This window comes from Luteibacter sp. 329MFSha, from assembly GCF_900111665.1.
Taxonomy (GTDB): domain Bacteria; phylum Pseudomonadota; class Gammaproteobacteria; order Xanthomonadales; family Rhodanobacteraceae; genus Luteibacter.
In genome coordinates, this window is record NZ_FOJE01000001.1 from 318,828 (window position 1) to 342,279 (window position 23,452).

Consider the following 23,452-nt stretch of genomic DNA (forward strand, 5'->3'; position numbering starts at 1 on the left):
GAAACTCCCTTACTGCCCGGCCGCGGCGTGGGGTGCGCCGGCGGCGGTCGACGCGCCGGCCGGAGCGGCCTGCGCGGGCGATGCCTTGACCGGGGCGTTTTCCTTCGCCTTGGGCAGGCCCTGGACGATGATCTGGTCGCCCGGCTTGAGGCCGCCGGTGACGATCCAGTTGGGGCCGACGATGCGGTCGGTCTTCACCGAGCGATGGACGGCGGCCGACGGGATCGTCTTGTCCTGGCCCGTCTGGGGATCCTTGACGTGGCCTTCGCCGACGACCATCACGTAGGCGTCGTTGGCGTCGCGCAGCACCGCGGCCTGGGGCACCAGGAAGACGTTGTGCAGGTCGCCGAGCGTGGCCTTCACCGTCACGAACTGACCCGGGAGCAGGCGCTGGTCGGGGTTGTTCAGCAGGGCGCGCAGGCTCACGGTGCCGGTCTGCGGATTGACCGTGGCCGACGAGAAGTCGAGCGTGCCGGCCTCGCCGAAGTCCGAGCCATCCGGCAGCATGATGCGCACGGTCGTCTGGTCGGTCGGCGACAGCGTCGCGGCGCCGGCCGCGGCGGCGCGGCGCATGGCGTCGAGATCGGAGACCGAGACGCTGAAGTTCACGTAGACCTTGTCGAGCTGGTCGACCTGGGTCAGCAGCGTGGTTTCGTTCTGGCCGACGAGGGCGCCCTCGGTGACCTGCTGCTGCCCGGCGCGGCCGTCGATCGGCGAGACCACGTCGGTGAAGCCCAGGTTGATGCGGGCGGACTGCACGTTGGCCTCGGCCTGCTTCACGGCGGCGTCGGCCGTGCGCTGGTTCGCCTCGGCGGTGTCGAGGTCCTGGCGGGACACGTAGTTCTTGCCGATCAGGCCGCGGGCGCGGTCCGCCTGCGCCTTGGCGTTGACCGCCGAAGCACGTGCGGAGGCGAGCTGCGCGAGCTGGGCGTCGAGCTCGGCCTTGAGCGGCTGCGGGTCGATCTGGAACAGCTTCTGGCCCGCCTTGACGTCGGTGCCTTCGTCGTAGAGGCGATGCAGCAGGATGCCGGGCACGCGGGCGCGGACGTCCGCGGTGCGGAACGCGGAGACGCGACCCACCTGGTCCTGCACCAGCGGCGCGTTCTGCGGCTGGACGGTGATCGTGCCGACTTCGGGCGGCGGCGGCTGCTGGGGAGCTTCCTGCTTGTGGCAGGCGGCGAGCGCCGCAGCGAGGCCGAGGGCCAGCAGGGACGAGCGCAGGGGCAGGGGATTCATGGGGACTCCGATCCTTTTCCGGGTTTCTTGTTCGTTCGCGCCCCGGCATCCGGGTGGATGTCGTAGGCGTGCATAAATACTGTTACCGCGTGGCGGGCCCACGCGTCCTGTGCCTTCTGACCCCTCGCGCGCATTCCGAACAAACGCCGGTCGCCTTCGAGCCCATGCAGCATGGACAGGAACAGCTCCGCGGCGACGTCCGGGTCCTCGGCGCGCATGCGTCCCTGTTCCATCGCCTCGGCCATGCAGCGCGCCAGCCGGGTCGCGACGGTATCGATCGCGGTCCGGAAGAACGTCCGCGCCGCCGCGGGAAAGCGCGGCGCCTCGGCGATCAGCATGCGACCCAGCGCCACGTGCGCGTGGTCGATCACGTAAGTCTGGTGCGCCCTGGCGAGTGCATGGAGCATCGAGGCCAGGCCGGCGCTCTCCGGGGCGAGGCTGGCGTGGAGCGGCAAGACCAGTTGTTCGACGGCGGCGTGGAACAGGTTGTCCTTGTTGTCGAAATGCGCATACACGGTCTGCTTGGACACGCCCGCCTCGCGTGCCACGGCGCCCATGCTGACGCGATATCCGTCGCGCAGGAAAAGCGCGCACGCCGCCTGGAGCACCCGCTGCTGGTGATCGGAAGCGGGGCGGGCATCCAGGTTCGACATTTCGCATACCTGCTGGACTATACCGTCCAGTTTAGAATCTCCGCCGGACCATCGTCAACGGTCATGCCACGCATTCGCGCGCGTATTGTTGCGATGCACATGCGGCGAGGACGAGCAGCGCATGCCGTGACCGGGCGTTTCGTGCGCGATCGATGCGGCGACGCAGTGAAAATACGGCAACGGCGCGCCCCGGCCGGTGTGGCTACATGCCATGCGTGAGAGCTATGCTTTCACGGATTTCCCGACCTTCCCCACATCGATAATCCGCCCATGAATGCGATTCGCGCTGCCGAAAACGGCCCGTTCCACGCCGTTGTCTTCGATGAACTCAAAAAGATCGACTACCCCGCGGAGCGCCTCAACGAGGCGCGCTTTTTTATCGAGGCCTTCTTCGAGCGGATCGCCCCCGCCGACCACGCGCTGCACGCGCCGGATCGCTGGGCCGCGCTGATCGCCGACCTCCTGGGCTTCGCGCGCGAGCGCACGCCGGGTAAAGCGAAGGTTCGTGTGTACAACCCGGGCGTCTCGGGCACCCGCGCGGTGGTCGAGGTCGTCACCGACGACATGCCCTTCCTGGTCGACACCGTGTCGATGGTGGCCGCGGCCCACGCCGACATCCACGCGATCATCCACCCGGTGGTTCCGGTCGTGCGTTCGGCGTCGGGCGTGCTGGAGTCGATCGGTTCCGGCCCGACGACCGAGTCGATCATGCGCTTCGAGATCGATCGTATCGACGACACCGAGCTCGACACCCTCAAGGCGAACGTGGAAACCGCGCTCGCCGACGTCCGCGAGGCCGTGGACGACTGGCGCGCCATGCGCGCGAAGATGGTCGAGGTCGCGGAAGACCTCGGCCGTCGGTCGCTCCCGTACACCGCCGACGAAGTCCGTGAGGCCACCGATTTCCTGCGCTGGGTGGCCGACGACCATTTCACCTTCATGGGTTACCGCGAATACGAAGTCGCCGCCGATGCGGGCGACGAGGTCCTGAAGGCCGTCGAAACGTCCGGCCTCGGCATCCTGCGCACCGCCGAACGCTCGCTGGCACCGCGCTCGCTGCGCACGCTCGCGGCGAACGAGCTGCCGCGCTCGGGCTCCACGGACGCCATCATCCTGACCAAGACCAACGCGCGTTCGCCGATCCATCGTCCGGGCTACATGGACTACATCGGCGTGCTGCGTTTCGACGACAAGGGCCGGCCGGTCGCCGAGCAGCGCTTCCTCGGCCTGTTCTCGTCCAACGCGTACATGGCGCACCCGCAGCACGTGCCGCTCGTGCGCGACAAGTGCGAGGCCGTGATGTCCCGCTCCGGCCTGAAGCGCGACTCGCATTCGGGCAAGGCGCTGCGCCACATCCTCGACACGCTGCCGCGCGACGAGCTCTTCCAGTGCAGCACCGATGAGCTCTTCGCGCTGGCCATGGGCCTGCTCGAACTGGCGCAGCGCACGCGCACGCGCCTGTTCATCCGCCGCGACAGCTACGGCCGGTTCTTCTCCTGCCTCGTCTACATCCCGCGCGACCGCTTCAACACCACGGTCCGCGAGCGCGTCGAAGGCGTGCTGCGCGAGGCCTTCCACGGCGAGCACGTCGACTCCGCGGTGCTGATGGGCGAGGCGGCGCTGGTCCGCCTGCACGTCGTCGTGCGCCCGCGCATCGGCGACCATCCGGTGTACGACGCGGCCGCCATCGAGGCGCAGATCGCCTCCATCGCCCGCAACTGGCACGACGAACTGCGCGACCGCCTCATCGAGAGTGCCGGCGAGCAGCAGGGCATCATCCTCGCCAACCGCTACGGCAAGGCGCTGCCGGCCGGCTACGTCGACGAGGTCGCGCCGCAGGTCGCCGCGGCCGACGTCCGCGCGCTGGCGGGTCTCGATGGCCCCGACGCGATCAGCATGTCGTTCTACCACCCGCCGCACCGGCCGGAGGAACTCCGCTTCAAGGTCTACCGTTCCGGCTCCGACATCGCGCTGTCCGAAGTGCTGCCGCAGCTGGAGAACCTCGGCCTGCGCGTGCTCACCGAGCACATGTACGAGGTGAAGGTGGCGGACAGCCGCCTGTTCATCCAGGACTTCGAGGTCCAGCCGGTCGGCCGCCTCGCGTTCGAGGTGGAACAGGTCGGCACGCTCTTCGAGGACGCCTTCGAGCAGATCTGGCGCGGCAACGCGGAGAACGACGGCTTCAACCGCCTCGTGCTGGGCGCGAAGCTGGGCTGGCGCCAGGTCGCCGTGCTGCGCAGCTACTGCAAGTACCTCCTGCAGACAGGCGTGGCGTTCTCGCAGGCGTACATGGAAGACGCGCTCAACCATTACCCCGCCATCGCCGGCCTCATCGTCGAGCTGTTCAACGCGCGCTTCGATCCACGTCGCGAGAGCCTCGATGGCGCCGAGCGCGAGCGCGCGGAGAGCATGCTCTCGCACGAGATGCACACGCTGATGGACGCCGACACGCTGGCGGCCCATCCGGGCCTGATCGGCAACCTCGTCGCCTCGCTGGGCAGCGCGCGCGCGGACCAGGTCAAGGCGGTGGAGGAGGCGATCGAGGCGTTGCTCGACAACGTCTCCAGCCTCGACGAGGACCGCATCCTGCGCAGCTTCATCGCGCTGGTGCACGCCACGCTGCGCACGAGCTTCTTCCAGGCATGGGACGGGGCCTTCCGTCCCTACATCAGCTTCAAGTTCGACTCGCACAAGGTGCCCGACCTCGCCAAGCCGGTGCCGTACCGCGAGATCTTCGTCTACGCGCCGCGCGTGGAGGGCATCCACCTGCGCTTCGGTCCCGTCGCGCGCGGCGGCCTGCGCTGGTCCGACCGCCGCGAGGACTTCCGCACGGAGGTGCTCGGTCTCGTCAAGGCGCAGATGGTGAAGAACACCGTCATCGTGCCCGTCGGCTCGAAGGGCGGCTTCTTCGTCAAGCGTCCGCCGGCCGGTGCGGACCGCGACGCGCAGCTGGCCGAGGGCATCGCGTGCTATCGCATGTTCATCAACGGCCTGCTGGACATCACCGACAACCTCGTCGAGGGCAGCGTCGTGCCGCCGCACGACGTCGTGCGCCACGACAACGACGATCCGTACCTCGTCGTCGCGGCCGACAAGGGCACCGCCACGTTCTCCGACATCGCCAACGCGATCTCGACCGAGCATGGCTTCTGGCTGGACGACGCCTTCGCGTCGGGCGGTTCCAACGGCTACGACCACAAGGGCATGGGCATCACCGCCAAGGGTGCGTGGGAATCGGTCAAGCGACACTTCCGTGCGCTGGGCCGCGACTGCCAGTCGGAAGACTTCACGGTGGTGGGCGTGGGCGACATGTCCGGCGACGTGTTCGGCAACGGCATGCTGCTTTCGGAGCACATCCGCCTGCTGGCCGCGTTCGACCATCGGCACATCTTCCTCGATCCGGATCCGGATGCCGCGGTGTCGTTCAAGGAGCGCGCGCGCATGTTCGCGCTGCCGCGTTCCTCGTGGGACGACTACGACAAGTCGCTGATCTCGGCCGGAGGCGGCGTGTACCCGCGCAGCGCGAAGTCGATTCCGGTGTCGCCGCAGATCCGCGCCGCCCTCGGCATCCGCGCCGAGGTGACGCACATGGCGCCGTCCGACCTGCTCTCGGCGATCCTCAAGGCGCCGGTCGACCTGCTCTGGAACGGCGGCATCGGCACGTACGTCAAGGCGACCAGCGAAACGCACGCCGACGTGGGCGACCGCGCGAACAACGCGCTGCGCGTCAACGGCAGCGAACTGCGCTGCCGCATCGTGGGCGAGGGCGGCAACCTGGGCATGACCCAGAAGGGCCGCATCGAGGCCTCGCAGGCCGGCGTGTTGATGAACACGGACTTCATCGACAACTCGGCGGGCGTGGACACCTCGGATCACGAGGTGAACATCAAGATCCTGCTCAACGACGCCGTGCAGCGTGGCGAGCTCACGTTCGAGGGCCGCAACAAGCAGCTCGCCGAGATGACCGACGAGGTCGGCCGCCTCGTGCTGTGGGACAACTATCGACAGAACCAGGCGATCACCGTGATGGAGCACCAGTCCGTGCGCCGTCTCGGCTCGATGGCCCACTTCATCAGCACGCTCGAGGCCGAGGGCCTGCTCGACCGCCAGGTGGAGTCGCTGCCGACGGCCGCGGAACTGGCCGACCGTAAACTCCGTGGACAGGGCATGACGCGTCCCGAACTGTCGGTGCTGCTGAGCTACGACAAGATCCGGCTGTTCCAGCAGCTGCTCGATTCCGACGTGCCGGAAGATCCGTACCTCTCGCGCGAACTGGTGCGGTACTTCCCCGTGCCGCTGCACGAGAAGTACGCCGAGCACATGCAGCGCCATCGCCTGAAGCGCGAGATCATCGCCACCGCGGTGACCAACTCGACGATCAACCGCATGGGCGCGACGTTCATGATGCGCATGCAGGAGGACACGGGCCAGGGCCCGGCGGCGATCGCGAAGGCTTATACCGCCGCGCGCGAGATCCTCGACGCGCGCGACCTGTGGGCGGACATCGAAGCGCTCGACGGGAAGATCGCCGAGGACACGCAGATCGACGCCGTCCTGCAGATCTGGTCGTTGCTGCGCCACCTGACGCGCTGGCTGCTGAACCGCCCGGGTGGTTCGCTCGACATCGCCGCCAACGTCGACCGCTATGCCAACGACGTCACGACGCTGCGCAAGGCACTGCCCGATGCCCTGACGAACACGGGTCGCGGCGACTTCGCGGCCAGCCAGGAGAAGTGGGAAGGCCTGGGCGTGCCGAACGCGCTGGCGATCCGCCTGGCCCGCGTGCCGGTGCTGCGCTCCGCGCTCGACATGGTGGAAGTGTCGCGCCAGAGCGGCCGCGACATCGCGACGGTCGCGACGGTGTTCTACGAACTGGCCGAGGCGCTGGACCTCGACTGGCTGCGTGGCCAGATCGAGGCGCTGGCCGTCGAGGGCGCATGGCATGCGCAGGCGCGCGGTTCGTTGCTGGACGAGCTCAACGCCCAGCATCGCGCCCTCGCGCTGCAGGTGCTCAGCGTGGCGGGCGATCGCACGGATGTGAGCCCGGTGAAGGCCTGGCTGGACCGCGACGACCCGACCCTGAAGTACACCCGCGCGATGCTGGCGGAGATCCTCACCCAGAACGCGGATTACCCGATCGCCTCGGTCGCGGTCCGCAGGCTGGCGCAGCTGGCGCAGATCCCGGTGTGATCGATCGGCTCCCACCCTCCGGTAGAAGGCGGACTTCGCTACCGGAGGGGTGGGAGCGGATCGTATCCGCGATCGGATCTGCGGGATCGTTTCGGGCTATCCGGACGCGACGCGACGCACTAAGCTCGCCGCTGGACCAGGAAGCTCCCAGCCCATGCGCCTAGCCTTCGTCGCCAGCGAGACCGAAGTCGCCCAACGCGCCCTCACGGCGCTCAAGAAGCGTTACCGCGGCGTCGCGCCGGGCGACGCGGACATCATCGTTTCGCTCGGCGGCGACGGGTTCATGCTGCGCACGCTGCATGCCCATCGCACGCTCGGCATCCCGTTCTACGGCATGAAACTGGGCCGGCTCGGGTTCCTCATGAACCAGCACGCCATGGATCATCTGCCGGAGCGCATCGAAAAGGCGCACCCCGCGGTCCTTCATCCGCTGGAAATGCACTCCACCTGCTGCGACGGCGTCGAGCACCGCGCCCTGGCATTCAACGAGGTGGCCATGCTCCGCCAGAGCAACCAGGCCGCGCACCTGACGGTCAGCCTCAACGGCGAGATGAAGCTCGACGAGCTGGTGTGCGACGGCATCCTCGTCTCGACGCCCGCCGGCTCCACCGCCTACAACCTCTCCGCGCACGGCCCCATCCTTCCGCTGGACGCGAACGTGCTGGCGCTGACGCCCATCAGCCCGTTCCGGCCGCGCCGCTGGCGAGGGGCGATCCTTCCTCATGCCACGCGCGTCGGCTTCGAGACGAAGGATCCGAACAAGCGCCCGATCAGCGCCACGGCGGATTTCCACGAGGTGCGCGACGTGCGTTCCGTGGAGGTGAAACAGTCGCGGCGGCATGCCGTGCGGTTGCTGTTCGATCCGGAGCACAACCTCCAGCAGCGCATCCTCGACGAGCAGTTCGCGGAGTAGCCGCCGGCGCTTCGAGAAGCCCCATTGCGCTACGATGCCGTCATGAACGACGACACCCACAACGCCCACGCCGCCTCCTCGGTCCGCGACAACCGCCTCGTCGTGGCGATCTCGTCGCGCGCCCTGTTCGACATGGGCGACAGCCACGAACTCTTCGAGCGTGAAGGCCTCGACGCGTACCGCGCGTTCCAGATCGACCACGAAGACGAGCTGCTGCAACCCGGCGTCGCGTTTCCCCTGGTGCAGAAGCTGCTGGGCCTGAACGCGCTCTCCGGCGACCTGCCGCCGGTGGAAGTGATCCTGCTCTCGCGCAACTCGGGCGATACCGGCCTGCGGATCTTCAACGCCATCCAGCATTACGGCCTGAACATCTCCCGCGCCGCGTTCACCAGTGGGGCGCCGACGTCCGACTACATCGCGCCGTTCAAGGCGGATCTCTTCCTCTCCGCGAACGCCGAGGACGTCGGCCGCGCGCTGCGGGCCGGCGTGGCCGCCGCCACCATCCTGCCGTCCACGGCGCCGCAGCGTTCCAGCGAACAGCTGCGCATCGCGTTCGACGGGGACGCCGTGATCTTCGGCGACGAGGGCGAGCGGGTGTCGCAGGAGCAGGGCCTCGACGCGTTCCACCGCAGCGAGACCGAGCGCTGGGCCGAGCCGCTGTCCGGCGGTCCCTTCCGCGGCTTCCTCGCCGCGTTGCACCGACTCCAGGCCGCGTTCCCGGCCGAGACCTCGCCCATCCGCACCGCGCTGGTCACCGCGCGCTCGGCGCCCGCCCACAAGCGGGTGATCCTCACGCTGCGGCGCTGGGGTGTGCGCATCGACGAGGCCCTGTTCCTGGGCGGCCGGGACAAGGGGCCGTTCCTCGACGCGTTCGGCGCCGACATCTTCTTCGACGACTCCCCGGCGAACGTCGAGTCGGCACGCCGGCACGTCGCGACGGGCCACGTGCCGCACGGGGTCAGCAACCTCTAGTTCGTCATCAGACGATGTTCGTCCAGCGCCACCAGTTCGTCTTCTTCTCTTCGCGCACGAAGGTGAAGAGGCCGGCGCCCAGGATCATCACGATGCCGATGAGCATCGGCCAGTCCAGGTGGTCGTGGAAGATGAGGTAGCCGAAGAGGATCGCCCAGAGCATCTGGCTGTATTGCGTCGGCGCCACGCGATTGGCGGGCGCGTGCTGCGTCGCGAGCATGAGCAGGACCGCCCCGGCGGCGGCGAGCAGGCCGTAGCCGAGCACCAGGAACCACTGGTGGGCGTTCGGCCAGACGAAATGCGGCAGCATCATGATGAAGCCCGCGATCATCGGGCCGATCACGCCGGCGCCGTAGAGCGTGATGCGCTTTTCGGTCGCCCCGGCCATGCGCAGCGCGATGATCGAGAGCGCGCCGGTGATGCCGCAGATGATCGCCGCCACGTGTCCGACACCGAGGTGGCGGAAACCGGGACGAAGCACCACGAGCACACCGAGAAAACCGACGATGACCGCGGACCAGCGCCGCCAGCCCACCTGTTCGCGCAGGAACACCACGGACAGGATGGTCACGAAGATCGGCAGGAGGAAGATCAGCGAGAACGCCTCGGCCATCGGCAGCGCCGTGAAGGCCATGACCGCCGTGACGTTGCCGATGGCGCCGGCCATGGCGCGGAGGAGCCACAGGCCGGGCATCTTCGAGATCACGATCTCGCTCCAGCGGTCGCCGGGCTTCTTCAGGAACGGGAAGGCCGCCATCGCGAGTACCGCGCCGAAGAACACCGCCTCGTACGCGGGCAACGTGCCCTCGAGCGACTTCACGAAGGCGTCGCTCCACGCGTAAGCGGCGTAGCAGGCGAAGCCGAGGATGACACCTTTGATCATGGGCGGGCCCGGGTAAGCGTGAGCCCCATTATGCGCCGCCGCGCGTGATCTCCACGCGCGGGACGGCGCCTGGTGCCTCAGAGCTCCCAGTCGTGGAAGATGGCGCCGCGAAGGATCCGGACCGTGGGCTTGCCCGAGGTGCCGTCGAGCAACACCCAGGGGCCGCCGCGAGGGGTGCCGGGCCGGAAGCCCACGTAGAAATCCCTGTTGCCGACGCGGGTCCACAAGGCATCGTCGCGGAAGGTCCAGCGCTGCCGGTCGCCGCCGTCGCATTGCGCCCATTCGAGCCCGACCGTCCGGGTCAGGCAGCGGCCGGCATCGTTGACCACTCGACCCGTATCGCCAGGGTTGGGAAGGCTGATCTTCTCCAGTTCGAACGGGTTGTCTTCGCGAAAGACGCCGAGACGGTCGAGCTCCTTGGTGCTGAACCTGTCGAACAGGGTGCCGTCGCCCGGGTACACGGCGGGCATGAGCACGACGGGGCTGTTACGGGTCAGTGCCTGCACTTCGCCATAGGTCGCGGAATCGGTGGACTGCATGACGAGGGTGCCGAACATGTAGCCCTCCGCGGCGGAGGGCCCGGCGAGGGCGAGGCAGGTGAGGGCGAGCAGGTAACGTGAGGAGCGCATCGGAAGGTCCTGTATCGAGGGGGAGGGCGAGTATTCGCCCCGGGCACGGGCGACGGCTGTAGGCGCCGCGCGTCTTGCGCCGTCCGGTCCGGGCCCGTCGCGCCGTCCTCTTGCTGCATGCCCGCATGACCCGGCGTGAAGGCCGCCGCTACAATCGTGGGGTTTCCCCAACCGCATGTGATCGCCCGCCATGGCCCACCGTCTCGACCCGCTCGATCTTTACGACGTCCGTTCGCTGCTCACCGACGAGGAGCGCGCCGTGCAGGACGCCGTCGGCCGTTTCGTCGACGAAAAGGTGCTTCCGATCATCGGCGACGCCTTCGATCAGGGCCGGTTTCCGGCCGAGCTGGTGCCGGAGATCGCGTCGCTGGGCCTGCTCGGCGCCACGCTGCCCGAGGAATACGGCTGCGCCGGGATGAACGGCGTGAGCTATGGCCTGATCTGCCAGGAACTCGAGCGTGGCGATTCGGGCCTGCGCAGCTTCGCCTCGGTGCAGAGCTCGCTGTGCATGTACCCGATCTTCGCCTACGGCTCCGAGGAGCAGAAGCGCCAGTACCTGCCGCGGATGGCCGCCGGCGAAGTGATCGGCTGCTTCGGCCTCACCGAGCCGCACGGTGGCTCCGATCCGGCGAACATGAAGACGGTCGCGCGCAAGGACGGCGGCGACTGGGTGATCAACGGCGCCAAGATGTGGATCACCAACGGCAACCTCGCGCACATCGCGATCGTCTGGGCCCAGACGGACGACGGCATCCAGGGTTTCATCGTGCCGACCGATACCAAGGGCTTCGCCGCGCAGGAAGTGCACAAGAAGATGAGCCTGCGCGCCTCGGTGACGTCGGGCCTGTTCTTCGACGACGTGCGCGTGCCGGACAGTGCGCGCCTGCCGAACGTGAAGGGGCTGAAAGGCCCGCTCGGCTGCCTCAACCAGGCGCGTTACGGCATCACGTGGGGGCCGATCGGCGCCGCGCAGGCGTGCCTGAAGGAAGTGCTCGACTACAGCGCGCAGCGCGTGCTGTTCGGTCGTCCGCTCGCCGCCAACCAGGCCATCCAGGTCAGGCTGGCCGACATGGCCCGGCGCATCACCACCGCGCAGCTGCTTTCGCTGCAGCTGGGCCGCCTGAAGGACGCCGGCCGTCTGCAACCGACGCAGGTGTCGCTCGCGAAGTGGAACAACGTGCGCATGGCGCTCGACATCGCCCGCGACTGCCGTGACATCCTCGGCGGCGCCGGCATCACGACCGAGCATTCGGCGATCCGTCACGCGCTGAACCTCGAATCCGTCATCACCTACGAAGGCACCGAGACCGTGCACCAGCTCGTCGTCGGCCGCGAGCTCACCGGCATCAACGCGTTCTGACCGATGACCGGCATGCCGACCGTCTACGGCCTGCGTTCGTCGGGCAATTGCTACAAGCTGCAGTTGCTGCTGGACATGCTCGGGCGTCCGTATCGCTGGGTCGATACGGACAGCACACGCGGGGCGACGCGCACCGCCGAATTCCTCGCGCTCAATCCCAACGGAAAGGTGCCCTTGCTGGTTCTCGACGACGGCCGCCGGCTCGCCGAGTCGAACGCCATCCTGTGCTATCTCGCCGAAGGCACGCCGTACCTTCCCACGACGTCGTGGGACCGTGCGCGCACGCTGCAGTGGATGTTCTTCGAGCAGTACAGCCATGAACCCTGCATCGCCGTGGCGCGCTTCATCTGCCGCTGGCTGCCGGAAGACCACGAGCGTCGCGCCGAGCTTCCACGCCTGCGCGAGCGCGGCGCGCAGGCCCTCGACGTCATGGAAGAGCACCTCTCGCGCGAGCCCTTCTTCAGCGGCGGCGGTTTCGGCGTCGCGGACATCGCGCTGTTCGCCTATACGCATTGCGCCGCCGATGGCGGCTTCGACCTGTCCCGCTGGCCGCTCGTCGGCACCTGGCTGGAGCGCGTCCGCGCGCGGCCCGGTTTCTCGCCGATGTCCGCCTGATCTTTCCTTCCGAGCACGCCATGTCCGTCCCGCAGCCCATCGCCGCCCGTCACAAGGGTTTCAATCGCGCCGAGATCGTCGATCAGAACTTCGTGGAGTTCGTGAGGGAGTGGCGGGGCGACATCGGCCGGCCACCCCGCGACGATGAGCCCGTGCTCCCCGGGAGCGCGCTGGACGCGAAGGGCTTCCGTGAGTTGTTCGAGTCGCAGCTGATCAGCCGTCACCTCGACCTGATGGCGCGCGTACTGCGCGTGCAGAACAAGGTGTTCTACACCATCGGTTCGTCGGGCCACGAGGGCAACGCCATGGTCGCGCGGCTCACGCGGCACACGGATCCCGCGTTCCTGCACTACCGCAGCGGCGGCTTCATGGCGGAGCGTTTCCGCAAGCTGCCGGTCATGGATCCCGTGATGGATTCGGCCCTGTCGTTCGCCGCGAGCAGCGAGGATCCCGCCTCGGGCGGACGGCACAAGGTGTGGGGCAGCAAGCCGTTGTGGGTGCTGCCGCAGACCTCGACGATCGCGTCGCACCTGCCCAAGGCGCTCGGCACCGCGATCGCGATCGAACAGGCCCGCCGCATCGGCCATACGTTGCCGATCCCGGCCGACTCGATCGCGATCTGCTCGTTCGGCGACGCGTCGTCCAACCACGCCACCGCGCAGACGGCGTTCAACGCCGCCGCCTGGACGGCCTACCAGAAGCTGCCCGCGCCGGTCCTCTTCGTGTGCGAGGACAACGGCATCGGCATCTCGGTGAAGACGCCCGGCGGCTGGGTCGCGAACAACTTCCGTCACCGCGCGAACCTCGATTACTTCTACGCCGACGGCCTCGACCTCGCGGGCGGTTACGCGGACGTCGAGCGCGCCGTCGCGCATTGCCGCGCCACGCGTCGGCCGACGTTCCTGCACCTCGGGACGACGCGCATCATGGGTCATGCGGGAACCGACTTCGAGATCGAATGGCGCTCGGTCGAGGAACTCGTGGCCCTCGAGGCGACGGACCCGTTGCTGCGCAGCGCGGTCATCGCACTGGCCTCGGGGCTGTACACGCGCGACGAACTGCTCGAGCTCAACGAGAGCATCCGCCGGCGCTGCTTCGCGGCGGCCGAGGATGCCGACCGCCGCCCGCGCCTCACGGCACTCGCCGACGTCATGGCGCCGCTGGCGCCGTACACACCCGATGCCGTGCGTGCCGAAGCCACCCGGGAAGCCGATCCCGCCGAGCGCGAGCGCGTGTTCGGCGGCGAAGCGAAGCTTCCGGAGAAGCAGCCGCCGCGGCATCTCGCGATCCAGATCGGCCAGGCGCTGCACGACCTGATGGCGAAGTATCCGGAGAGCCTGCTCTTCGGCGAGGACGTCGCGCAGAAGGGCGGCGTCTATACGGTGACCAAGGGCCTGCACAAGGCGTTCCGCAACGCCCGCGTGTTCAACACGCTGCTCGACGAGACGATGATCCTCGGACTCGCGCAGGGCTACGCCAACATGGGCATGCTGCCGATGCCCGAGATCCAGTACCTCGCGTATTTCCATAACGCCTGCGACCAGATCCGCGGCGAGGCGGCGTCGCTGCAGTTCTTCTCGAACGGGCAGTACCGCAACCCGATGCTCATGCGCGTGGCGTCGCTGGGCTACCAGCGCGGGTTCGGTGGCCATTTCCACAACGACAATTCGATCGCCGCGCTGCGCGACATCCCGGGGCTCGTCGTCGGCTGCCCGAGCCGCGGCGACGACGCGGCGACGATGCTGCGCACGCTCGCGGCCCTGGCGAAGGTCGACGGACGCGTCACGGCGTTCCTCGAGCCCATCGCGCTGTACATGACCAAGGACCTCCACGAACCCGGCGACGGGCAGTGGCAGTTCGCGTATCCCCCGCAGGGCGAGGCCATGCCGCTGGGCGAGGGCCGCGTCTATGGCGAGGATGCCGACGACCTGGTGATCGTCACCTTCGGCAATGGCGTGCCGATGAGCCTGCGCGCCGCGCGGCGCATCGAAAGCGAGCGCGGCTGGAAGGTGCGCGTCGTGGACCTGCGCTGGCTGGTGCCGCTCAACGACGCGTTCATCGCCACGCAGGTGGCGACCGCGAAACGCATTCTCGTCGTGGACGAGGGCCGCAAGAGCGCCGGCGTGGGCGAGGGCGTGATCACCGCGATCGTGGAAGCCGGCCTCGGCCACGTCCCGCTGCGCCGCGTGGTCGGCGCCGATACGTTCACGCCGCTGGCCGGCGCGGCATTCCTGGTGCTGCCGGGCGACGACGACATCGTCGCGGCGGCGAACGAGCTGGCCTGACCGCGGAAGCGGGCTACTTCGCCTCGGCGCGCCTGACCAGCACCGGTCCGGCGTTCCCCGCGCAGACCGCGCGGTTGCGACCGGCGAGCTTCGCCGAATACATCGCGGCGTCCGCCCGCTCGACCAGCGACTGCACGGTGTCGGCCGGCGAGCGCATGGCGAGGCCGATCGACACGGTCAGCGTGGCGTCGGCGGCGTTCATGTCCAGGCGATGCACGCGCCGGCACAGCCGGGTGGCGACTTGCATCGCGTTTTCCTTGTCCACGCCCTGCAGCAGGGCGACGAACTCCTCGCCGCCGAAGCGGGCGAGCAGGTCGGATGGGCGCAGTTCGTGGCGGAGCGCGGTGGCGACGGCGACCAGCGCGCGGTCGCCCGCGGCGTGCCCGTGGCGATCGTTCAGCGCCTTGAAGTGATCGAGGTCGAAGAAGAGCAGGGCGACGGGACGCGCTGTGCCGGCCTCGAACACCCGCGTGGCGGCTTCCGTCCACGCGCGGCGGTTGAGCAACCCCGTGAGGGGATCCACGTCGGCCAGCTCACGGGCCCGGTCGCGGTCGTGACGGATCGTCAGGGCGCGGTCGGACAGGCCGATCGACAGCACGATCGCCTCGAACGCGCCGACGGCGATCGCGGCGTCGGGCAGCCAGGGGGCACCCGCCAGCATGCCCTGCTGCTGCGCACCGCACAGCGCGGTCAGGATCAGCAGCGGCGTCCAGCTCACAAGGAAGAACCACGCGTGGCGCGATCCGCGGAAGGCGGCGATGCCGCCGGCGACGAGCATCAGCAGCGCACCGAGGAGTACGAGCGGCTGGAGCAGCAGCTGGGCCATGTCGACCAGGAAGTCGATGCCGGTCGCGCGCAGCACCACGAGCAGGGGCATCACCAGCGCGAACGCGAGTACCGGCGTGCGAAGCAACGGCACGAATTCGTCGATGCGCGCGAAACGCAGCGCGAACAGGGCGGCGAACGAAACGGAAAGCGCGGTCGCCGTCGCGCCCAGCACGTCCGCCATGCCGGCCAGCGATTCCATTTCCAGCGGGTGGAACGCGAAGCCGGAGCGCAGGCCCTGGATCAGCGCGTAGCAGAGCAGGTAGGCGGTGTACCAGCCGAAGGTCATGTCGCGCAGGATCAACGCGAAGCACAACGCCATGAGCGCCATCGTCAGCATCACGGCGAAGCAACCGGTGGCGAAGACCATCCAGCTGCCGTCGTCGCGCAGGTAGTCGGGCCAGGTATCGATCGCGATGGTCACCGCGCCGGGTGGCGCGTCACCGGCGTCGAACTTCAGCAACAGCGCTCGCGATGGCGGGATCGTGTCGGGGACGTTGAAGATCAGGCGCCCGTGGCCGTGCAGGGGCGGCCCGAAATCGTCGAGCGCCGTCGAGGCGACGAGCCTGTCGCCGTCGAACAGGGACACGCGCCCGTAGCCGGGATGGCGGACACTGAGGACGCGGTCGCCGGCGGTCCACGGCGGCATGGTGCGCACGACCACCCAGGTCCCGGCCGGCGCGTTCGGCAGGATCTGCAACCGGGTCGGGTCGAAGGAGGGCAGCGGCCGCTGGTCGGCTTCGCGAAGGACGCCGGCCGGCGTATCGCCCGGACGGACCTCCCGCCAGTTGGCGGTGACCGTGTTGGCCACGGCGGACCCGGCGAACAGCAGGCAGCAGAGGAGCGTCGCCTGCAAGAGACGATGGATCCACCCGCCGTGCCGGTTGCCTGCCCGCATTCCGATTCCCGCAGATCGCGTTAGCGCGCCCCGACGGGCCGCGCGGCGTGGATCCGGAAGCGTTTCGATCGAGAAACCCCGTCTCCCCCAACTGCTGCGCCCCCATTCTGCCCGTTACCCGCCGCGTTGTCGCCTTGGTCTTTCGGGATAGCCCTCATGAGGGGCGCATCGATTCATCGTTCAGGCGGTTTCGGGGGCCGCCAGGCCGCCGAATCGCTCGAGCAACTGTGTCTGGGCGTCGCGGACCGGCTGGCCGGTCGCGGGCTGGAGCAGGACATAGGTGCCGTCCGGCTGCTGGACCCAGGCCGAGTGATTGTCCGCGAGGTACATGTCGAGCTCCCGGCGCACGCGCTGGCGCAGTTTCTTGCCCTCGATGGGGAAGCAGGTCTCGACGCGGCGGTCGAGGTTGCGCTCCATGAGGTCGGCGCTGGCGAGGAACAGCGCGGGTTCGCCGTCGTTGTGGAACCAGTAGACGCGGCTGTGCTCGAGGAACCGGCCGACGACCGAGCGCACGCGGATGTTCTGCGATACCCCGGGAATGCCCGCGCGCAGGCAGCACATGCCGCGCACGATCAGGTCGATCTTCACGCCCGCCTGGCTGGCGCGGTAGAGGGCCCGGATCAGCTTCGGGTCGGTGATCGCGTTGAGCTTGCAGACGATCTCGGCCTTGCGGCCCGCGGCCGCGTGCGCCGCCTCACGCGCGATGAGGTCGAGCAGGCCCTTCTTCAGCGTGAATGGCGCGTAGAGCATGCGCTTCATCTTTAGCGCCTTGCCCATCCCCGTCAGCAGGCGGAACAGACGATGCACGTCGTCGCACAGGGCTTCGTCCGACGTGAGCAGGCTGTAGTCGGTGTACAGGCGCGCGTTGCCCGAATGATAGTTGCCGGTGCCGAGGTGCGCGTAGCTCACCAGCTTGCCGTTCTCGCGACGCTGCACGAGCATCAGCTTCGCGTGGGTCTTTACCCCGACGACGCCATAGGTCACCACCGCACCTGCCTGTTGCAGGCGCGAGGCGAGGCTCAGGTTGGACTCCTCGTCGAAACGCGCCCGCAGTTCGACCACGGCGGTGACTTCCTTGCCGGCACGGGCGGCCTCCACCAGCGCGTCGACGATCTCGGAGTTCGCGCCGCTGCGATACAGCGTCTGCTTGATCGTCAGCACCTGCGGGTCCTTCGCCGCCTGACGGAGGAAGTCCACGACGGGCGAGAACGATTCGAACGGGTGATAGAGCAGGATGTCCTGCTTGCCGATCACCGAGAACATGTCTTCCGCGTCCGCCAACGCCTTCGGCAACGCGGGAACGAACGTCGGGAACTGCAGGCGCGCGTAGGCGGGCTGCAGCGTCATCTCGAAGAGGCGCGCGAGGTTGACCGGGCCGTTCACCTCGTAGAGCGCATCGGCTTCGAGCGAGTACTGCTTCAGCAGGTAGTCGACCAGCGGCTTCGGGCAGTTGTCGGCCACCTCCAGGCGCACGGCGTCGCCGTAGCGGCGCGAGAACAGCTCGCCACGGAGCGTGCGCGCGAGATCTTCGACGTCTTCCGGGTCGATGGTGAGGTCGGCGTTGCGGGTCAGACGGAACTGGTACGAGCCGAGCACGCGCATGCCGGGGAACAGATCGTCGGCGTGCGCGTGGATGATCGACGACAGCAGCACGTAGTTGTCGCCGCCCTCGCTGACCTCGTCGGGCAGGCGGATCAGGCGCGGCAGGATGCGCGGTGCCGGCACGATGGCGAGGCCCGAATCGCGGCCGAACGCGTCGGTGCCTTCCAGCTGCACGATGAAGTTCAGGCTCTTGTTCACCAGGCGCGGGAACGGGTGCGTGGGGTCGAGGCCGATCGGCGTGACCAGCGGCGCGACCTCATGCCGGAAATAACGGCGCACCCACAGCTTCTGCTTGTGCGACCACTGGTTGCGCCGGACGATGCGGATGCCTTCTTTTTCCAGCGCCGGGAGGATCTTCTCGTTGAGGATCGTGTACTGGCGCTCGATCTGCCTGTGCGCGACCTCGGCGATTTCGGCCAGCACGCGCCGCGGCGGGATGCCGTCGGCGCCGATCATCTCGTGGTCGAACGCGATCTGCTGCTTCAGGCCGGCCACGCGGATCTCGAAGAACTCGTCCATGTTGGACGAGAAGATCAGCAGGAACTTCAGGCGCTCGATCAGCGGCTTGGACTCGTCCAGCGCCTGGTCGAGCACGCGGATGTTGAACTGCAGCTGCGACAGCTCGCGGTGGACGTAGAGGCTGGTGTCGTTGAGGTCGACCTCGGGCAGCTCCGGCGTCGGCGCGGTTCGCGCGGTGCCGGCCTTGGCCGGCGCGGTCGATTCGTTGGGTGGCGTCATCGTGTCCAGGGCTGCGTCCTCGTCGCGTGTCGCGACGCCCCCATGGTACGCCGCCCGCGGAAGCGTATGACCGGGGTGTTACAGGGCCGTGACCTGGTGCCTCACACCACCACCGGTTCGGGCTCCAGCGTCACGCCGAACTTCGCCTGCACGCCCGCGATCACCTTCTGCGCGAAAGCCCACAGTTGCGGCCCCGTGGCCTTGCCGTGATTTACCAGCACGAGCGCATGGCGGTTGGACATGCCGGCGTCGCCTTCGCGCTCGCCCTTGAATCCGGCGGCTTCGATCAGCCAGCCCGCGGAGATCTTCGCCGTATCGCCCGCATGCGGCCATACGGGCATGCCGGGATGGGCGAGGGCGAGGGCGTCCGCTTTCGCGGCCGGAACGATCGGGTTCTTGAAGAAGCTGCCGGCGTTGCCGATCACCGCGGGGTCGGGCAGCTTGCGCGAACGCAGGCGGACGACGGCCTCCGCCACGTGGTAGGGCGTGGCGCGGGCGACGCCCATCTTTTCCACTTCCTCGCGGATGCCCGCGTAGTCGAGCGACAACGGACGCTCGCGGGGCAGGGCGAACGTGACCGCGACGACGATCCAGCGTCCGGCCTGCTGCTTGAAGGTGGAGTCGCGGTACGAGAACGCGCAGGCGGCCTTGTCGAGCACGACGAACTCGCCCTTGTGCGTGTCCCACGCCTCGACCGTGTCGATGAATTCCGCGACCTCCACGCCGTACGCGCCGATGTTCTGGATCGGGGAGGCGCCCACGGTGCCGGGGATGAGGATGAGGTTCTCGAGGCCGGCGAATCCCTGCCCGAGCGACCAGCGGACGAAGTCGTCCCAGCGCTCGCCGGCGGCGACGCGGATGAGCACGCGATCGTCGCGCTGGAACGTCTCGACGCCGCGCGTGGCCATGGCCAGCACGGTGCCGTCGAAGTCGCCCTTGATCAGCAGGTTGCTGCCTTCGCCGAGCACGAGCACCTTGCCGCCCTTGACCGCCGGGTAGTCCAGCAGCTCGGGGATCTTCATGGGATCGCGCACTTCCGCCAGCAGCTTCGCGCGCGCATCGACGCGCAGCGTGTTGCGCTGGCCTAGCGGGGCGTCGCTGGCGAGCGAGAAGCCGCCCATGTCCACCGGTGCGTTGTTCATGCCACGACCCCGCGGCGACGGATTTCGGCGACCGCCTCGGCGATCAGCTTCGGGCCGCGATAGACGAGGCCCGAATACACCTGCACGAGCGTGGCGCCGGCTTCCATCTTCCCGGCAGCGGTATCGCCGTCGACGATGCCGCCGACGCCCACGATCGGCAGCCTGTCGCCGACGCGCGCGCGCATGGCGCGCAGCACGGCGGTGGATTTCGCGAACAACGGCCGGCCCGACAGGCCGCCGGTCTCGCCGGCGTGCGGATGTCCGGCGACCTGGCCGCGATCGATGGTGGTGTTCGTGCAGATCACGCCGTCGATGCCCGAGGCGAGCAGCACGTCGGCGATGGCGTCGAGCTCGGCCTCCGTGAGGTCGGGCGCGATCTTCAGCAGCATCGGCCTGCGCTTGCCGTGCTGGCCGGCGAGCCGCTCCTGCGCGTCGCGCAGCGTGCCGATGAAGCGGCGCAGCGTCTCCTCTTCCTGCAGGTCGCGCAGGCCTTTCGTGTTCGGCGAGGAAATGTTCACCGTGATGTAGCTGGCGAGCGGATACGCGCGCTCGAGGCAGAACAGGTAATCGTCGATCGCGCGTTCGTTCGGCGTGTCCTTGTTCTTGCCGATGTTGATGCCGAGCACGCCGCGGAAGCTCGCCTTCTCCACGTTGCGCACCAGCGCGTCGATGCCGCCGTTGTTGAAGCCGAGGCGGTTGATGACGGCCTCGTGCTCGGGCAGGCGGAACATGCGCGGCTTGTCGTTGCCGGCCTGCGGCCGCGGCGTCACCGTGCCGATCTCGACGAAACCGAAGCCCATCGCCGCGAGACCGTCGAGGTGGTCCCCGTTCTTGTCGAGCCCGGCGGCGAGTCCCACGGGATTCGGAAGATCGATGCCGAAGGCGCGCACCGGAAGATCCGCGGGCGGTTTCGCGATCAGGCCGGAGAGGCCGCTGCGCTGGGCGACATCCGAGGCGTAGAGCGTGAGACCGTGGGCCGTCTCGGCGTCCAGGGCGAAGAGCAGGGGGCGGATCAGGTCGTACATCAGGGTCCCGGATGACCCGCGAAGACGCGGGTGTCGTATTCGAAATCGACCGTGCCGCCGTCCTGGGTCGCGTCGAACAGCGACCGCAGCGCGTGGAGCATCGGTTCGTGGTTGGGGTGGCCGGGTTTCGGCGCGTAGGAGGACGACATGAGGCGCCCGAGCAGCGCCTCGTGATCGAGCTTCTGCGCGTGCGGGAACGACGCCATGCCGCGATAGCCATGGCCGAACCAGCGCGTCATCGCGTCGTCGTCCGCGTAGCGCTCGGCGACGCTGACGTAGTCGACGCCGTATTCGTGCAGCAGCCGTTCGTAGCCTTCCAGGAATGGCGTGCCGGTTAGCCGGCGCGAATTCCAGAACACGGCCACGAGACCGCGCAGCGACAGGATGCGCGCGAACTCCGCGCGCACCTTCTCCGTATCGAACCAGTGGAACGCCTGCGCGGCGATGACGAGGTCCGTCGAGCCGTCGGGCAGCCCGGTGGCCTCGGCGGAACCGTCGACGGCGACGAAGCGCGCTTCGTCGCGAAGCCACCGGATGGCGGCGTCGCGCATCTTCGCATTCGGTTCCACGGCGGTGACGCGGTGTCCCGCGTCGAGGAAGAGCTTGCTGGAGATTCCCGTGCCGGCGCCGACATCGGCGACGGTCCAGTCGGGGTTGACGCCGAGGCCATGCAGCCAGCCGACCAGCGCGACCGGGTAGTCCGGACGGTAGCGGACATAGTCCTCGACGCGATCGGAGAATCGTTCGGTGGAGCACAGGTCGGCCATGGCGTGGTCCTTCCGTCAGAACTCGAACTTGATGCCCTGGGCCAGCGGCAGCGCGTCGGAGTAGTTGATGGTGTTGGTCTGGCGGCGCATGTAGACCTTCCACGCGTCCGAACCCGATTCGCGGCCGCCGCCGGTTTCCTTCTCGCCGCCGAACGCACCGCCGATCTCGGCGCCGGACGTGCCGATGTTCACGTTCGCGATGCCGCAATCCGAACCCGACGCCGAGAGGTACTGCTCGGCGGCCTTCAGGTCCTGCGTGAAGATCGACGAAGACAGGCCCTGCGGCACGGCGTTCTGTTCCGCGATGGCTTCGTCCAGCGAATCGAACGGCATGACGTAGAGGATCGGCGCGAACGTCTCCGTCTGCACGACCTCGTCGCTGTTCTTCAGCCCGGTGACGATGGTCGGCAGCACGAAGTTGCCCTTGCGGTCGGTGAGCGCCTTGCCGCCGGTGCGAACCGTGCCGCCGGCGGCCTTCGCCTTTTCGATGGCCGCGAGGTAACCCTGCACGCCTTCGGGGCTGTTCAGCGGGCCCATCAGCGTCGTCGGCAGCGTGGGATCGCCGATCTTCTGCTCGACCTGACCGTAGGCCTTGACCAGCGTCTCGACGACGGTGTCGTGCAGCGAGGAATGGACGAGCAGGCGGCGCGTGGTGGTGCAGCGCTGGCCCGCCGTGCCGACCGCGCCGAACACGATCGCGGGAATGGCCAGCTTCAGGTCGGCGGAGGCGTCGACGATGATCGCGTTGTTGCCGCCGAGTTCGAGGAGGCTGCGGCCCATGCGCCTCGCGACGCGCTCGCCGACCATGCGGCCGATCTTCGTCGAGCCCGTGAAGCTGATGAGCGGGATGCGCCGGTCGTCGACGAAGCGCTCGGCGAGCTCGGTGCCCGCGTCGTTGAAGAGGAAGAAGATGTCCGGGAAACCGCCTTCCTTCAGCGCCTCGTTGACGATCTTCATCGTGGCGATGGCCGAGAGCGGCGTCTTCGGCGACGGCTTCCAGATGCAGATGTCGCCACAGATCGCGGCGAGGAAGGCGTTCCACGCCCACACCGCGACCGGGAAGTTGAACGCGCTGACGATGCCGACCAGGCCCACCGGGTGCCACTGCTCGTACATGCGATGGCCCGGGCGCTCGGAGTGCATCGTGTTGCCGTAGAGCATGCGGCTCTGGCCCACCGCGAAATCCGCGATGTCGATCATCTCCTGCACTTCACCGTCGCCTTCCGGCTTGATCTTGCCCATCTCGAGGGCGACCAGCGAACCCAGGGCGTCCTTGTGCTTGCGCAGCGCCTCGCCGCACAGGCGGACGGCCTCACCACGGCGCGGCGCCGGGGTGGTGCGCCATACCGCGAAGGCGTCCTGGGCGCGCTTGACGATGGTCTCGTAATCCGCGGCGCTCGAGGCGTGCACCGTGGCGATCACCTCGCCGGTCGCCGGGTTGGTGGGGCTGAGCGTCCCGGCATCGGTGGTGCCGGCCCACTGGCCCTGGCCGAGGTAGGTGCCGGACTCGCTGCCGTTGAGACCGAGCGCTTCGAGAATCTTGGCTGACATCATGCTTTCCTGTGACGGCGCACCGACGGGATGCCCGCGCGCACGGGTAAAACCGGGATTCTAGCAAACACCCCCTTCACGGCCCGTTGTGCGGCGCGGGACGGATGTCGGCGGCATGTCAGCGCCGGGGCGACCTGCGACCACCTTGCAAAGACGGGCCCAAGTGCA

Annotated in this window: 16 protein-coding genes; 6 read left to right on the forward strand and 10 right to left on the reverse strand. The window is 68.4% G+C overall.

The features are described from left to right. Nucleotides 1-9: 9 nt before the first annotated feature. Both BMW54_RS01455 and BMW54_RS01460 read right to left on the reverse strand, forming a co-directional pair. On the reverse strand, nucleotides 10-1,236 hold the full coding sequence (locus tag BMW54_RS01455; RefSeq protein ID WP_090052349.1) for an efflux RND transporter periplasmic adaptor subunit: 1,227 nt from the start codon (nucleotides 1,234-1,236) through the stop codon (nucleotides 10-12). Further along, entirely contained in the window at nucleotides 1,233-1,889 is a 657-nt protein-coding gene (locus BMW54_RS01460; protein ID WP_090052351.1) for a TetR/AcrR family transcriptional regulator, read from the reverse strand. The genes BMW54_RS01455 and BMW54_RS01460 overlap by 4 nt, the downstream gene beginning before the upstream one ends. 270 nt (nucleotides 1,890-2,159) lie before the next feature. Between BMW54_RS01460 and BMW54_RS01465 the strand changes: the two genes are divergently transcribed. The 3 genes from BMW54_RS01465 (at nucleotide 2,160) to BMW54_RS01475 (ending at nucleotide 8,964) form a co-directional block, all read left to right on the forward strand. Then, nucleotides 2,160-7,079 (forward strand): NAD-glutamate dehydrogenase, encoded by a 4,920-nt coding sequence (locus BMW54_RS01465; protein ID WP_090052352.1) that lies wholly within the window; start codon nucleotides 2,160-2,162, stop codon nucleotides 7,077-7,079. Between the two features lie 154 nt (nucleotides 7,080-7,233). After that, nucleotides 7,234-7,992 carry an NAD kinase gene (locus tag BMW54_RS01470; RefSeq protein WP_090052354.1) on the forward strand — a complete coding sequence of 253 codons (759 nt, stop codon included), beginning with the start codon at nucleotides 7,234-7,236 and terminating at the stop codon, nucleotides 7,990-7,992. Nucleotides 7,993-8,034: 42 nt separating this feature from the next. Beyond that, nucleotides 8,035-8,964, forward strand: a complete 930-nt coding sequence (locus tag BMW54_RS01475) for a 5'-nucleotidase (protein WP_090052357.1) — start codon at nucleotides 8,035-8,037, stop codon at nucleotides 8,962-8,964. A gap of 7 nt (nucleotides 8,965-8,971) precedes the next feature. Here the strand turns inward: BMW54_RS01475 and BMW54_RS01480 are convergent, their stop codons facing one another. Both BMW54_RS01480 and BMW54_RS01485 read right to left on the reverse strand, forming a co-directional pair. Beyond that, entirely contained in the window at nucleotides 8,972-9,847 is an 876-nt protein-coding gene (locus BMW54_RS01480; protein WP_090052358.1) for a DMT family transporter, read from the reverse strand. Between the two features lie 77 nt (nucleotides 9,848-9,924). After that, on the reverse strand, nucleotides 9,925-10,476 hold the full coding sequence (locus BMW54_RS01485; RefSeq protein ID WP_090052360.1) for a hypothetical protein: 552 nt from the start codon (nucleotides 10,474-10,476) through the stop codon (nucleotides 9,925-9,927). Nucleotides 10,477-10,666: 190 nt separating this feature from the next. Here BMW54_RS01485 and BMW54_RS01490 point away from each other — a divergent pair, with 190 nt between their 5' ends. From BMW54_RS01490 to BMW54_RS01500, 3 genes are read left to right on the forward strand one after another with little or no spacing between them, the layout of a single operon-like run. After that, nucleotides 10,667-11,836, forward strand: coding sequence for an acyl-CoA dehydrogenase family protein (locus BMW54_RS01490; protein WP_090052361.1), 1,170 nt, complete (start codon nucleotides 10,667-10,669; stop codon nucleotides 11,834-11,836). Between the two features lie 3 nt (nucleotides 11,837-11,839). Next, nucleotides 11,840-12,451 carry a glutathione S-transferase family protein gene (locus tag BMW54_RS01495; RefSeq protein ID WP_175472731.1) on the forward strand — a complete coding sequence of 204 codons (612 nt, stop codon included), beginning with the start codon at nucleotides 11,840-11,842 and terminating at the stop codon, nucleotides 12,449-12,451. 20 nt (nucleotides 12,452-12,471) lie between these two features. Beyond that, nucleotides 12,472-14,736 (forward strand): thiamine pyrophosphate-dependent enzyme, encoded by a 2,265-nt coding sequence (locus tag BMW54_RS01500; protein ID WP_090052365.1) that lies wholly within the window; start codon nucleotides 12,472-12,474, stop codon nucleotides 14,734-14,736. Between the two features lie 13 nt (nucleotides 14,737-14,749). On the opposite strand, the gene BMW54_RS01505 is transcribed toward BMW54_RS01500, so the two are convergent. From BMW54_RS01505 to BMW54_RS01530, 6 genes are all read right to left on the reverse strand, one after another. After that, nucleotides 14,750-16,459 carry a GGDEF domain-containing protein gene (locus BMW54_RS01505; protein WP_090052367.1) on the reverse strand — a complete coding sequence of 570 codons (1,710 nt, stop codon included), beginning with the start codon at nucleotides 16,457-16,459 and terminating at the stop codon, nucleotides 14,750-14,752. 180 nt (nucleotides 16,460-16,639) lie between these two features. Beyond that, the gene (gene ppk1 / locus BMW54_RS01510) at nucleotides 16,640-18,799 is read right to left on the reverse strand and encodes a polyphosphate kinase 1 (protein WP_090052369.1); all 2,160 of its coding nucleotides are present in this window, start codon (nucleotides 18,797-18,799) and stop codon (nucleotides 16,640-16,642) included. Between the two features lie 101 nt (nucleotides 18,800-18,900). Continuing rightward, nucleotides 18,901-19,920, reverse strand: a complete 1,020-nt coding sequence (gene murB, locus BMW54_RS01515; RefSeq protein WP_090055584.1) for a UDP-N-acetylmuramate dehydrogenase — start codon at nucleotides 19,918-19,920, stop codon at nucleotides 18,901-18,903. Nucleotides 19,921-19,937: 17 nt separating this feature from the next. After that, nucleotides 19,938-20,966 carry a quinone-dependent dihydroorotate dehydrogenase gene (locus BMW54_RS01520; protein ID WP_090052371.1) on the reverse strand — a complete coding sequence of 343 codons (1,029 nt, stop codon included), beginning with the start codon at nucleotides 20,964-20,966 and terminating at the stop codon, nucleotides 19,938-19,940. After that, on the reverse strand, nucleotides 20,966-21,733 hold the full coding sequence (locus BMW54_RS01525; protein WP_090052372.1) for a class I SAM-dependent methyltransferase: 768 nt from the start codon (nucleotides 21,731-21,733) through the stop codon (nucleotides 20,966-20,968). Before BMW54_RS01525 ends, BMW54_RS01520 begins: the two co-directional genes overlap by 1 nt. Nucleotides 21,734-21,748: 15 nt before the next feature. After that, complete coding sequence (locus tag BMW54_RS01530; protein WP_090052374.1) at nucleotides 21,749-23,284, reverse strand: L-piperidine-6-carboxylate dehydrogenase; 1,536 nt, start codon at nucleotides 23,282-23,284, stop codon at nucleotides 21,749-21,751. Between the last annotated feature and the right edge of the window lie 168 nt (nucleotides 23,285-23,452).

Coding starts and splice junctions, on each gene's coding strand:
- ppk1 (WP_090052369.1), bottom strand. CDS start 18,799: ATGACGCCACCCAACGAATCGACCGCGCCGGCCAAGGCCGGCACCGCG.
- BMW54_RS01480 (WP_090052358.1), bottom strand. CDS start 9,847: ATGATCAAAGGTGTCATCCTCGGCTTCGCCTGCTACGCCGCTTACGCG.
- BMW54_RS01475 (WP_090052357.1), top strand. CDS start 8,035: ATGAACGACGACACCCACAACGCCCACGCCGCCTCCTCGGTCCGCGAC.
- BMW54_RS01505 (WP_090052367.1), bottom strand. CDS start 16,459: ATGCGGGCAGGCAACCGGCACGGCGGGTGGATCCATCGTCTCTTGCAG.
- BMW54_RS01470 (WP_090052354.1), top strand. CDS start 7,234: ATGCGCCTAGCCTTCGTCGCCAGCGAGACCGAAGTCGCCCAACGCGCC.
- BMW54_RS01525 (WP_090052372.1), bottom strand. CDS start 21,733: ATGGCCGACCTGTGCTCCACCGAACGATTCTCCGATCGCGTCGAGGAC.
- BMW54_RS01530 (WP_090052374.1), bottom strand. CDS start 23,284: ATGTCAGCCAAGATTCTCGAAGCGCTCGGTCTCAACGGCAGCGAGTCC.
- BMW54_RS01495 (WP_175472731.1), top strand. CDS start 11,840: ATGACCGGCATGCCGACCGTCTACGGCCTGCGTTCGTCGGGCAATTGC.
- BMW54_RS01520 (WP_090052371.1), bottom strand. CDS start 20,966: ATGTACGACCTGATCCGCCCCCTGCTCTTCGCCCTGGACGCCGAGACG.
- BMW54_RS01460 (WP_090052351.1), bottom strand. CDS start 1,889: ATGTCGAACCTGGATGCCCGCCCCGCTTCCGATCACCAGCAGCGGGTG.
- BMW54_RS01485 (WP_090052360.1), bottom strand. CDS start 10,476: ATGCGCTCCTCACGTTACCTGCTCGCCCTCACCTGCCTCGCCCTCGCC.
- BMW54_RS01455 (WP_090052349.1), bottom strand. CDS start 1,236: ATGAATCCCCTGCCCCTGCGCTCGTCCCTGCTGGCCCTCGGCCTCGCT.
- BMW54_RS01465 (WP_090052352.1), top strand. CDS start 2,160: ATGAATGCGATTCGCGCTGCCGAAAACGGCCCGTTCCACGCCGTTGTC.
- BMW54_RS01500 (WP_090052365.1), top strand. CDS start 12,472: ATGTCCGTCCCGCAGCCCATCGCCGCCCGTCACAAGGGTTTCAATCGC.
- BMW54_RS01490 (WP_090052361.1), top strand. CDS start 10,667: ATGGCCCACCGTCTCGACCCGCTCGATCTTTACGACGTCCGTTCGCTG.
- murB (WP_090055584.1), bottom strand. CDS start 19,920: ATGGGCGGCTTCTCGCTCGCCAGCGACGCCCCGCTAGGCCAGCGCAAC.